Origin of the sequence: Sulfurimonas sp. (assembly GCF_032250635.1) — a bacterium.
Taxonomy (GTDB): domain Bacteria; phylum Campylobacterota; class Campylobacteria; order Campylobacterales; family Sulfurimonadaceae; genus Sulfurimonas.
This window is the reverse complement of the sequence record NZ_JAVVFL010000047.1, coordinates 1-11,967: the sequence shown is the minus strand read 5'-3', so window position 1 is coordinate 11,967 and position 11,967 is coordinate 1. Positions and strand designations below refer to the sequence as shown.

The 11,967-nt window shown below is 40.2% G+C and carries 10 protein-coding genes; 2 read left to right on the top strand and 8 right to left on the bottom strand.

What is annotated here, in order from left to right:
• Positions 1-214: 214 nt before the first annotated feature.
• The 7 genes from RQ763_RS04460 to RQ763_RS04430 are packed head-to-tail and all read right to left on the bottom strand — an operon-like array spanning position 215 to position 7,032.
• On the bottom strand, positions 215-634 hold the full coding sequence (locus RQ763_RS04460) for a hypothetical protein (RefSeq protein ID WP_314151441.1): 420 nt from the start codon (positions 632-634) through the stop codon (positions 215-217).
• On the bottom strand, positions 631-2,253 hold the full coding sequence (locus RQ763_RS04455) for a YcaO-like family protein (protein ID WP_314151439.1): 1,623 nt from the start codon (positions 2,251-2,253) through the stop codon (positions 631-633). The genes RQ763_RS04460 and RQ763_RS04455 overlap by 4 nt, the downstream gene beginning before the upstream one ends.
• On the bottom strand, positions 2,253-3,212 hold the full coding sequence (locus RQ763_RS04450) for an iron ABC transporter permease (protein WP_314151438.1): 960 nt from the start codon (positions 3,210-3,212) through the stop codon (positions 2,253-2,255). The genes RQ763_RS04455 and RQ763_RS04450 overlap by 1 nt, the downstream gene beginning before the upstream one ends.
• Positions 3,205-3,930, bottom strand: a complete 726-nt coding sequence (locus RQ763_RS04445; RefSeq protein WP_314151437.1) for an ABC transporter ATP-binding protein — start codon at positions 3,928-3,930, stop codon at positions 3,205-3,207. Before RQ763_RS04445 ends, RQ763_RS04450 begins: the two co-directional genes overlap by 8 nt.
• Complete coding sequence (locus RQ763_RS04440; protein ID WP_314151435.1) at positions 3,927-4,739, bottom strand: helical backbone metal receptor; 813 nt, start codon at positions 4,737-4,739, stop codon at positions 3,927-3,929. Before RQ763_RS04440 ends, RQ763_RS04445 begins: the two co-directional genes overlap by 4 nt.
• 10 nt (positions 4,740-4,749) lie before the next feature.
• On the bottom strand, positions 4,750-6,663 hold the full coding sequence (locus tag RQ763_RS04435) for a TonB-dependent receptor plug domain-containing protein (protein ID WP_314151434.1): 1,914 nt from the start codon (positions 6,661-6,663) through the stop codon (positions 4,750-4,752).
• Between the two features lie 48 nt (positions 6,664-6,711).
• Complete coding sequence (locus RQ763_RS04430; protein WP_314151433.1) at positions 6,712-7,032, bottom strand: hypothetical protein; 321 nt, start codon at positions 7,030-7,032, stop codon at positions 6,712-6,714.
• Between the two features lie 132 nt (positions 7,033-7,164).
• Here RQ763_RS04430 and RQ763_RS04425 point away from each other — a divergent pair, with 132 nt between their 5' ends.
• Both RQ763_RS04425 and RQ763_RS04420 read left to right on the top strand, forming a co-directional pair.
• Entirely contained in the window at positions 7,165-9,135 is a 1,971-nt protein-coding gene (locus RQ763_RS04425; RefSeq protein ID WP_314151432.1) for an EAL domain-containing protein, read from the top strand.
• Positions 9,136-9,257: 122 nt separating this feature from the next.
• The gene (locus RQ763_RS04420; protein WP_314151431.1) at positions 9,258-11,237 is read left to right on the top strand and encodes a molybdopterin oxidoreductase family protein; all 1,980 of its coding nucleotides are present in this window, start codon (positions 9,258-9,260) and stop codon (positions 11,235-11,237) included.
• A gap of 53 nt (positions 11,238-11,290) precedes the next feature.
• Here RQ763_RS04420 and RQ763_RS04415 read toward each other — a convergent pair.
• Positions 11,291-11,967: nitrate ABC transporter ATP-binding protein (locus tag RQ763_RS04415; protein ID WP_314151430.1), on the bottom strand; the 677-nt coding region annotated here is incomplete at its 5' end.

The window sequence follows — 11,967 nt, the reverse complement described above, 5'->3', positions numbered from 1 at the left end:
CTATGTCTATAAAAAATAACTATTGGTTTAAGCTATTCTTTATAGGATGGTTTTTGGTAAGAGAGCATTACCCTCTAGAGTTTTTGGCCACTATGGCAACACATCTTCTTTTATCTCTAAGAGAAGATAGCTTTTTTAAATCAGACAAATTTTATCCGATTTAACTTTTAAGCTTATCACGGTTTTTTAAGTAGCGTTTTTATTTAAGAATATTTTATGCTTTACACTTTTTCATGATTTTTTTCCAATCCAAATCGAAGTTCTTTTTTATATAGGCTCTATGGTGTGGCACGGTGCATTTTGAGCAGTCTTGATGGATGGATCCGAGCGCTGCAAGCTTAGAGCCGTTGTTGATGTCGCACTTGCTGAGAATTTTTGCTCCGTTATACTCCGCAACTCCCTCGTCATTAAACCTAAAGTGCGGACATCCGCAGAGGTAGCAGTTGAGTTTTTCTATGTCATGGCATTTGCGAGGCTCTTTGTAGAGCGGGCAGAAGTCGTTCTCCTCTTTTACCATATTTTCAAAATCAAAATAGTCTATAATCTCATCCTCGCTTAAGCCGCGCGCCAGAAGTTTTTCGACAATCTTTTTATGTTTTTCTCCATGTTGCTCAAACCACTCTTCGTAACTCATGCAATCACTCCTTTTTTCTTTGCTTCAAGTCTGTCGTACATCGCTAACATGTTAGTATAATTGTTATGGAGTGTTATATCTATGAAAAATTTCTCTTTCTCAAGAATCTGCATAGCTTTTTCTACTGTTTCTTGTGTGAAAATAGCATAAAGCCCCTCTCTGTACTCTTCAAAAGAAAGCTCTGCTTCACGCATGCGGATAAGCTCTGCAACCACATGCCCAAGTCTATTCCCTCCAAACTCTAAAAGTTCAAGTGCCTCTTCCATCTCGCCTAAAAGGAGATAGTTTTGCGCTTTAAACTCTGCCATCGTAAAGTTGTTTTGAAATATAACGCCAATGTACTTCTCCATGCTTAAAGAGTTGTCAAGCGATGCTACCTCGTCTAAAATATCTTCAGGGTCATATTCGCTAAAGTTTAAAACCATATCGCGGATTAGCTTGCCGCTGTTTTTGTTGTTATAGACCAAATCTTCAACCGGATAAACCTCAGAGATACTCGGAATAAGAACCTGACATGAGTAAAATCCAAGGTAGTCATACTCTCTTATGTATATCTCTCTGTCCATCTCTTTGGCGATTTTTGTTAAATATTCAAACTCATCCTGTGTGGTGCTTCCGTCGTATCTACATTGTGCAAACTCAAAACTCTTTTTTGCACTTAAAAATCCAAATCCGAGCTTTCCGTTCGAATCCACATAGTGAGACTCAAGATTGAAGCTGTCTGCTACTATGCTCATGTCAAAAGTAGGAGTTTCAAAACTCTCAAGGCTCTCTAAGTCACGCCCCTGCATAAGCTCCGTCATGGTTCTCTCCAGTGAGACTTCCAAGATGGGATGTGCGCCAAAAGAGACAAAGAGTGTGGAGTTTTGTGGGTTTATTAGCGAGATGGCAGTTACCGGAAATTTTCCTCCAAGCGAGGCATCAAGAACCTCTACGATATAGCCCCGCTCTCTAAGTGCCATGACATCGTTGTAGACTTTTTCAAATGAGGTAAGAACTTCGGTGGGAAATTTTGGCAGCGCATAACCGTTTTTGATGATTTGGAGTTTTGCGTAGCGCTCATATATCTCGCTTAGCGCTTGAACTTGCGCCTCCTTCGGCGTATTGCCCGCCGCCAAACCGTTGCTGACATAGAGATTGCTTAGAATATTTATGGGAAAATAGATGCTTTGGTTGTCGGAAAATCTTTTAAAAGGCAGAGTGAGGATTTTGTCCGCAAAGTCGCTGTTGTAGTCCACCAAATCCTCATCACTTAGTTCGCCATGAGGGTCGTAAATGTTTAGAAGCTCATCATCTAAAAAATCTCCGCCAAATTCAAAAACCGCTTCATCTGGGTAGAGTTTACGGGAGGGGAGATAAAAATCGCTAAAAAAGTTGTTTGTTTGTAGCCTCTCAATATATTCTCCTAAAGCGCTTGCCATTGAAGCATCCGAGAGAACCCCTTTGCCGTTTGAGTAGATGTGCTCCGGTGCTTCCACTGAGCTTAGATTAACGGAGTAGCAGTTTTGTAGCGGATGTTTCTCTTGTGAAAAAACAACCCTGCAGCCAACATCCTCCAAAACTTTTTGCATCTTTGCAATGGACTCCTCCAGCGGAGCGGTTTTTGATAAAAGATTCACTATTTTTTCCTCATAATAAGATATATAAAAAACGGCCCGCCGATAAGTGCGGTTATTATCCCGATTGGCAGTTCGCTCTGCGTGGATAATGCTCTTGTAATTGTGTCACAAAGAACCAAAAAAAGTCCCCCAAAGAGAGCGGTTTTTATGATGCGTCTATTTACAGTGGAGGGGTGGATCTTTGCGACGATATGCGGGGTTATAAGTCCGATAAAGCCGATAGGTCCGCTAATGCTCACAAGCGTGCCGATAGCAAAAGAGGAGACGACAAGAAGCACTCTCGTCGTTTTTTTGGTATCCAAACCTTTTAGTTTTGCACTCTCGTCCGAAATGCCTAAAAGCTGAAGTTCAAAGCGGTAGATGTAAACAACGCCAACCAAAACAGCGGCTATAAAACCCACTATAATAGGGTTTTGCCATCCGATAACGGAGAGCGAGCCCATAGTAAAGCGGATAAGCATATCGTTTTGGATGGCGCTTCCAAGATAGAAGACAATCATAAGAGCGGAGGTGTAAAAGAGCGATAGAGCAATTCCAAGCAGCAGAAGCGATTCATGGTGTGCATTTTTTAGAAATTTTGAGAGATAAAGAAGCAAAAATACACTTAGTAGCGCTCCGAAAAAGCCAAATAGATGAATGGCGGTAAGACCAAAAAAGAGGCTTCCAAGCCCAAGTTTTATGGCAACTCCCGCACCCAAAACTGCGCCGCTTGAGATGCCAAGCGTGTATGGCGTCATAAGCGCGTTGCGAAAGAGTGTTTGAAACAGCAGACCGCTAAGTGCAAGGATGGCTCCCGCAAAAAAAGCAAACAAAACCCGCGGCACTCTAAGCTCAAAAAAGATGCTTGAAGTAAGAGTGGAGAAGTCAAAAATCTTGCTCATCTCAAGCTCTACTGTACCGACAAACGGCGAGACTGTAAACACAGAGATTAGTAAAAACCATAGTATAAACCTACCCATACTTCACCGCCAGCGAGAAAAACTCAACTCCCCAAAGCTCTTTTAAAACCTCGTCGTCAAAAAAATCTCTTCCGTAGAGATGCGCTTTTTTCTTTTTTATAAAAGCGATGGGGCTGTCAATATAACATGCCAGATGCAGATCATGCGTGATAAGTATGACCTGATGTGTCTCTTTTAGCTTTTTAATGAAGTGCGCGATAACTTTTGAGTTGTGCGGGTCAAGATTTGCGGTCGGCTCGTCAAAGATGATGATTTTGCTCTCCTGCGTAAGTGCTGCGGCAATAAGTGCGAGTTGCTGTTCTCCTGAACTCAAAGAGGCAAGAGTATGTTCCTTGAGGTGTTCAAGTCCTAAGAGTTTTATCTTTTGCGAAGCTATGGCTCTATCCTCATGCGAATACTCAAAAAAGCTTTTTTTATAGGCAAATCTTCCAAGCAGAACAAAATCCTCCAGAGTTATAAACGAGTCGTAAATCTCCAGCTTTGCGGGGACATAAGAGATGGTTTTTGCCATCTCCAAGAGTGAGAACTCTTTTGCGTTCAAGCCATCTATGTGCACCTCTCCCTCATAAGAGATAAGCGCGCAGATGGCACGAACAAGCGTACTTTTGCCCGAACCGTTCGCGCCGAGTATGCTAAGATGCGACTCTATCTTTATGTTGATATCCTGCAAGATTGTGTCGCTGCCGTAGCTGCATGAGAGGGATTTTAGCTCGATCATCTGCTCATCTCTTTGCAGAGGCGCTCTATGGTGAGAGCTACTCTATGCGATGGTATGTGAATATAACTCTCATCTACCACCGTTATACGTCTGTTTTTACTTGCGTTAGTAGGAAGTGAGTGCCATGCACTCAAGGCTTTTTGCTTCTCAACCGAGCTGTTTGAGGCGTCTGAGTGGAGTATGATAATCTGGTCGGGGTTTAGAGCTATAACATTTTCATAACTAAGTACGGGTTGGTTAGTTTGGTTAGCGCTATATGCGTTAGTGTTTCCGCAGAGCCTGATTATGTCGTCAAAAAAGATGTTTTTACCCGCTATATAGATACCGCTTCTTAGGTCTTCATGCAGACCGTAAACTATCATAACACTGTGCGGTTTTTTGCTCTTAGGGGCATTTTTTATAGCATCGTCAATACTTTTTATAATCTCTTTGGAGCTTACATGCAGCTCGTCGGCAAAGGTTTTGATTGAATTTTTTATATCGTCAATGGTTTGGAGTTTTAGCATTAATGTTTTTATATTAAATCTTTTGAGTTTCTCTAAAGTCGCATGATTGAAATCTTGACCGATAACCAAAGTAGGGGAGAGCGCTATGATTTTCTCCAAGTTTGGGTTTGAGTAGCCGCCGATGATAGGCAGATTTTGCGCCTCTTTGGGGTAGAGTGAAAACGCACTTGTTGCAACCAAATCATCCCCTTTTCCAAGAGCATAAACTATCTCCGTAATAGAGGGGCTAAGGGAGACAATCCTCTCATTAGCACCGAGAATGAGCGTAAAAAACAGCAGTAGAAAAATGGTTTTTACGCTCAAAACAGTCTCCTTAGATTTTTAGTTTAAACCCTGCAATGGCAGTGGTTGTGAAGTTCATAGGATAGATGGCGTCATCTTGAATCCACAAACCGTTCTTTTGGTTAAAAAGATTGTTTATTTTAGCGAAAAGTTCCAAACTATCTTTTGTGTAGGTCAGAGATATATCCGTACTTTTGTAAGCATCCTGCTTCTGGGCAAAGTCGTTGTTGAAGTCGTTTGCCGCATAAGCCTCTGAGCGGTAAACTTGAGTCAATGCCAGAGTAGTGTTTTTGTTTGGGAGATAGCTAAGTGTAGCTTTGATGTTATGGTCTGAAACACCCGGCAGATCATTGCCTGAGTAATCTTCGCCGTTTTCAATCTCCTTATCTATTTTTGCCTGAACATAGTTATAGTTCAGCGCTATATTGAACTCATCCGTTACTAACCATTTATCGTAAACATCCAAACCGTACTTGTACGATTTATCTATGTTTGTGTTTTTGGAGTTTATATAGGTCGGATCTGAGTAGTAGTAAATTTCATCTTTTAAATCAATATAAAAAAATGAGATTTTGAGTTTGTTTTTTGGTTTTATGTAGTTAAACCCAAGTGTATAGTTATGCGCTTGCGAAGGTTCGACATAACCCATAAAAGCTCCCGTGCTCCAGTTAAAGAGTCTATCTAAGCTCGAAGATTGATATGAGTGTGAATAGTTTGCAAAAAGAGATTTTTCCTTATCAAGAGTGTAGTTATACCCAATCTCAACGCCGTGAAGTTTGTCCTCTTGGTCCTCTCCCGTTTTGCTCTCAAATGAGATCTTTTCATATCTGTAACCGACTTTTAGCGTGCTTCTTCCCAAATAAAATTCACTTATGAGAAAGAGCGCATCATTTACTTTTGTAAGATCATTGCTTGCGTTTACAAGATTGCCGTCAAATCTATCATAGCCTAGAGTTAAACCAAATAAATCATCTACATAATCTAGTGTTGATTTAAAAGAGTTGTAGTCATAGTCAGTGGTTGAGTTGTAGCTGAAAAAGGTGCTTTGATAGTCATAGATAGACTCTTTTTTCTCACGGCTGCCGTCTATATTTAGAGAGAGTTTATCATTAAAATAATAGCTCATTCCCAAGTTAAGGGCATCTGTGTCGTACCACTGTTCGTTTATAGTACCCGTGGATTTTTTTATATCATTGTTGTACTCATCTAGCGTTAAGTAGCTTGCGTAGATAACATCAGTTCTTGCAAATGAGACACCTGCTCTTAACTCTAACTCCTCAGTTGGAGCGTAAGAGAGATTAAGTGTTCCCGTAGTCAAAGAGTTTTCATCTTTATCTGCGCTGTTGTTTATATTGCGGACTCCATCGCTTTTTTGCGCTTCGCCGCTTGCCGAGACGGAGAGTTTCTCACCACTGTGACCGAGATAGAAGGAGCCGCTAGCCGTGCCGTGCGTTCCCATGTAAACGGTTACCTCTTTGACACTTTTTTTCTTTGTGATGATGTTGATTACGCCCGCATTTGCTCCATCGCCACCAACGACAATGCCGCTAGATTTTATGATCTCCAGTCTCTCTATCGAAGTGGGAGAGATGGCAGAGAGAAGAGGCGGAACCATATCTATGTTGTTGATTCTTCTGCCGTCTATGGTTATGACTATGTTTTGGTAGCCGTCGCCTATGCCGTAACCTCTCATGTCAAGTCTTTGGGAAAACGGGTTTCCGTAAGAGGGCATCGTCACGACCGAGGTTTGCTGATTTAAAAACTCGTAAACGTTTTGAACATGCGCTTTTTCTATATCCTCTGCTGTGTAAATCTCTACCGCATCGGTAGATCTCAGCTCATCCGTCTTTATAGCGGTTGAGGTTATTTCTAGAGGGGAGAGCTCAATATTTTGAGCAACTAACATGGTTGAAGCCAGTAGTGATAAAAGTATCTTTTTTTTCATTTTTTTCCCATAATTTAAATTTTTTGTCGGCTTAAAGTTAAACCCGAATTATGGTGGAGAGATAGCGCTGTTTAGAGTTTTAAAGTAGTCAAAAAAGTAGTTTTGACTTGGGTGAAGCAGAAGAGTTTTACGTGTTTTTTTTAAATAGTAACAGTTACAATGGCAAGGCTTTGCAGAGAGTTCAAGAATACAGAGCGTGGCGGCGAGTTCTTCCTCTTCCAGTTCGGCTTCAAGCTCATCGCTTGAGTATTGTAACATGTGAAAACTCTGCACACGCGACGTGTTTGCATGGAGTGTTATTTGGTTGACTGTAGCGGTAATCGCGCGCAAAGTAAAGTAGTTTTTGCCGAAGCCTTTTGGAAGTTTCACAAATCTCTCACATCTCTATTTTTCGCAATTATAGCAGGATAAATCTGAAACAATTTTCCCTCTTTCTTGCAATTATTTTATAATTATGTATAATAGTGTCTCAAAATAGTTATAAAAACAAGGATGTTTAAAGTGCACACCAAATATTTAACATGCTGTAAAGGCGCTTTTTATATCTCTTTAATATATTTTATTTCCGCAGCATTATGGATAATTTTATCCGACTACGCAGTTGGACTTGTTGTTGAAAATACAGATGAAGTAATATTGATAGGGATGTACAAAGGCGTCTTTTTTGTTTTGGCAACTACGATAGTTTTGTACTTCTTGACCTATAAATTTTTTCGCTCTATGCAGTCTCAGTATGATAAAAATCTAGAGCATATTGCAAAACATCAAGATACCAAACAGAGCTTAAAAGACTCCCAAAGTGAACTCGCGAAGAATGATACTCTTTTAAAAAGTATCGTAAACAGCTCTCCAGATGCCATCTACGCAAAAGATTTAGAGGGAAAATATATACTGTTTAATGAAGCTGCGGCAAAGATGGTAAATGCGGATATTCAAAATGTGCTTGGAAAGAGTGACGAGGAGATCTTTGATATAGAAGATGCCAAAAAAGTTCAAATCGCAGACAAAGAGACTGCTTTTAGTGCCAAAGTCTCGACTATTGAACGCACACTTACAATGAAAGACGGCAGTGTTAAAACTGTTTTGGCGACTAAAGGACCTTTGGTAGATGAGCAAAACAGTGTTTTTGGCATATTTGGAATATCTAGAGATATAACAAGCCAAAAAGAGCATGAACGCTTTTTAGAAGAGTCAAAAGAGAAATTTTATAACCTTTCCTATCAGGACAAGGTGACAAACTTGCCTAACAGGTTGAAAATCAGTGAAGTGTTAGTAGAAAAATGTTCGCAAGAGATACCGTTTTGTCTGATACTTCTCGACCTTGATGAGTTTAAAATAGTAAACGATTCATACGGTCACCGCTTCGGGGATAAACTGCTCTTTGAGGTCTCCAAAGTTCTTGTAGAAGTTTTTGATTCTACAGCTTTTATAGCGCGCATGGGCGGGGATGAATTTGCAATAGCCCTTAATCAAAGCGACAAAAAAGAGATAGAAGCTCTAATGCAAAAACTACATGCTAAGTTTAGCAACCCATTTAAGATAGACATGGTAAAGGTCTATATTACGGCAAGTTCTGGAATCAGCATCTACCCCGATGATGTGCAAAGTATGGAAGAGATGTATCAGGCATCCGATACGGCGATGTATAATGCTAAAAAACTGGGTAAAAATAGCTTTAGCTTTTATGATGTGGAGTTTAAAAAAGAGGCTGTAGCACATACACAGATGGTAACAAATCTAAAACAGGCTGTCCAAAAGCATGAACTTGAGCTCTATTTTCAACCCCAAAATGAAGCAAGTAGCGGAAATATAGTAGGTATTGAAGCACTTTTGAGATGGAAACATAAAGATATGATGATATCTCCCGATGTTTTCATACCACTGGCGGAGCAGAGCTCTCTGATAGTCGAGATAGGCAATTTTGTAATAAAGAGTGGTTTCGAGGTGGCGAAGAGGTGGCATGAGAGAGGAATATTAAGGAATAGGCTCTCCATTAACATATCTGCGCGTCAGCTTACTCATCTGGAATTTATAGTAACTTTAAAAAATATGTTGCGAGAGAGCGGATGCGAAGCCTCATGGATAGAGTTAGAGATTACAGAAAGCTCAGTTTTAGAAAATCCTGAACTTGTTATAAGTCTGCTAGAGCAGATAAGGGCGCTGGGCTTTTATATCTCGATGGATGATTTTGGTACGGGTTACTCTTCGCTCTCTTATTTGAAAAATCTTCCGATTGATAAGCTCAAAATAGATAGATCTTTTATTATGAATATACGAGAGCAGCCAAAAAACCAGATAATCGTAAAAACAGTTATCTTTCTGGCAAAAGAGCTTGGCATACATATTCTTGCGGAGGGTGTGGAAACCGAGGAGGAGCACAGCTTTTTGTTAGAGAACAAAATAGACTCCATCCAAGGCTATTACTATGCCAAACCGATGCCACTGGATGAGATGGAGAGGTTACTCTTCTAGTTTCTTTGAGGCTGAATTTCACACTCTCGTAGAGCTGTTGAGTGTATAATATATAAGCAGTTAACACCATTATTAAATATGCAGATTTTGTATAATTACCAGATGAAATATTTGGAGTTCAAATGCTAAAGTCTGTATGTGGATATTGCGGTGTCGGTTGCGGTATAGAGTTTAGTGAAGCTAAGCTTACTGGAGATACTCAATACCCTGTAAACAGAGGCACTCTCTGTTTAAAAGGAGCCTCGCAGCTTATAAGCATCAAATCCTCTAACAGACTTTTAAAACCGCAGATAAGAGAAAATATAGCTGATGGATTTAAAGAGTCTTCGTGGCAAGAGAGCATATCCGCTATCGCAGATAAAATAAAAAACTCTCCAAAAGGCAAAGTCGCTTTTTATCTCTCCGGGCAGATGCTTACCGAAGATTACTACATAGCAAATAAGCTGGGCAAAGGCTTCATCGGAACAAACAACGTAGATACCAACAGCCGTACATGTATGTCGAGTGCTGTTGTAGGATATAAAAAATCTATCGGAGCGGATTTTGTTCCTCTTAGAATGGACGATGTCCAAAAAGCAGATTTGTTAATATTGGCAGGTGCAAACACCGCAGAGTCACATGTAATATTTCACAATAAAATAAAAAAAGCGAAGAAAAACGGCTTAAAAGTGGTGGTTATCGACCCACGCTTTAGTGAGACGGCGAAGAGTGCAGATATATATCTCGGCATAAAAGCGGGAAGTGACATAGACTTTTTTAACCTTATATCAAAACGTCTTATTAATGAAAAATTATATAACGAAGAGTTTGTACAGAATCGTATAAACGGTTTTGAAGCTCTAAAAAAGGGCTTAGAGACTCTAAATAAATATGACATGTTAAAAAGAACGGGACTCTCCCATGAGGCATTTGAAGAGTTCTTTCACCTCTATAAAAACTCTAAAAATATAATAACGGCCTGGACTATGGGGCTTAACCAATCCTCTCAAGGAGTAGATAAAAACCTCTCACTCATTAATACACATCTCCTTAGCGGCAAAATTTTTAAAGAGGGAAACGGTCCTCTTAGCCTTACGGGTCAGCCAAATGCCATGGGCGGACGTGAGGTCGGCGGGCTTGCGACTATGCTCGGAGTTCATTTAGGGTTTGATGAGCAGAGCATTAAAAAGGTGTCTGAATTTTGGAACACGGATAAGATAGATAACAAGGCGGGACTTAGCGCAACACAGATGATGGATGCAGGGCTTGAGGTTTTGATAATCTGCCATACAGACCCCATCTATCATCTTCCAAACAGAAACAAGACACAAGAGCTAATGAAAAAAATAGCGCTTGTCGTGGAGATAAACGCTTACGATAACTCAGAGACATCAAAATTTGCCCATATAAGGCTTCCCGCCGCTCCTTGGGGAGAGAAAGAGGGAACCCAGACAAACCTTGATAGAACCATTACAAAGCAGGAAAAACTGACCAAAAGGGCTGATGGCGTAAAGGCGGATTGGGAGATATTTCAGTTTTTAGCTCAGGAACTCGGATATAAAAAAGAGTTTGATTATAAAAACCCTAAAGAGATATTTGAGGAGTATCAAGCTATGACAAAACTGAACTCTTACATGGATATAAGCGAAGCCTCTTACGATGAACTTTCATGCAAGCCCTTTGTTTGGGGAGAAAAAATCAAAAACTTTTTAACAGCGGATAAAAAAGGAAATCTATTTTTTGTGCAAAATAGAGAGCTTAGCGAAAAAGCGACGCAAGAGTACCCTTTTATTTTGCTAACAGGCAGAACAAGAGACCAATGGCATAGTGGCACTAAAAGCGCAAATGCACCCTCCCTTCTTAAATACAAAGAGCTTAATTTTTGTCAATTACACCCAAATGACGCAAAAGAGTTGAATATAAAAGAGGGCGAGGAGATTAAAGTCGTCTCAAAAAGAGGAGAACTGCTAACAAAAGCGGCAATTACCGAGGGGATCTTAGAAAAAACAATCTTTATCCCCATAAGCAATACCGAGATAAATTATCTGACAAATGATTTGCTAGACCTTGAATCATTTCAGCCTGATTATAACCATGCGGCGGTAAGAATAGTTAAGCTATAGCCAACTATATAATAATGAAATTGCTCAAAAAAGCTTATCATAACCGGTAGCTACTATTCATCATCTTTTGCAAATTTTTCATACAAGAAGCTCAAAATCGCCTCTCTGCATCTGATATACTCAGGGTCGCTTTGAAGTTCTACTCTGTTTCTGGGTCTTTTTAAATTTACTTCCAATATCTCCCCTATCGTTGCATGAGGACCGTTTGTCATCATAATGACTCTGTCGCTCAGAAGTACCGCCTCATCTATGTCATGGGTTATGATTACAACAGTGTTTTGAACGTTTTGCTGAATTCTCATAAGATGCTCTTGCAAATTTGCTCTAGTCAGTGAATCAAGCGCGCCGAAGGGTTCATCCATAAGCAGAACTTTGGGTTTTATGGAGAGCGCTCTTGCTATGCCGACACGCTGTTTCATACCGCCGCTTATCTCATCTGGGAGTTTATCTTTTGCATGTTCAAGATTTACCATGCTTACAAACTTCTCGACACGTTCTCTAAGCTCTGCAGATGTTAATTCAGGCATAACTTTTTTTACAGCCATCTCTATATTTTTATATACACTTAGCCAAGGAAGAAGCGAATGATTTTGAAAAACAACCGCACGTTCAGGACCCGGACCCCTTACCTCTTTATTTTCAAGCAAAATATGACCTTCGCTTTGGGCATCAAGTCCTGAAATCATATTTAAAAGCGTACTTTTACCGCATCCGCTGTGCCCGATTATAG

Excerpts from the sequence above, each read along its gene's own strand:
- RQ763_RS04460 (WP_314151441.1), bottom strand. The coding sequence starts at position 634 with ATGAGTTACGAAGAGTGGTTTGAGCAACATGGAGAAAAACATAAAAAG.
- RQ763_RS04450 (WP_314151438.1), bottom strand. The coding sequence starts at position 3,212 with ATGGGTAGGTTTATACTATGGTTTTTACTAATCTCTGTGTTTACAGTC.
- RQ763_RS04445 (WP_314151437.1), bottom strand. The coding sequence starts at position 3,930 with ATGATCGAGCTAAAATCCCTCTCATGCAGCTACGGCAGCGACACAATC.
- RQ763_RS04435 (WP_314151434.1), bottom strand. The coding sequence starts at position 6,663 with ATGAAAAAAAAGATACTTTTATCACTACTGGCTTCAACCATGTTAGTT.
- RQ763_RS04420 (WP_314151431.1), top strand. The coding sequence starts at position 9,258 with ATGCTAAAGTCTGTATGTGGATATTGCGGTGTCGGTTGCGGTATAGAG.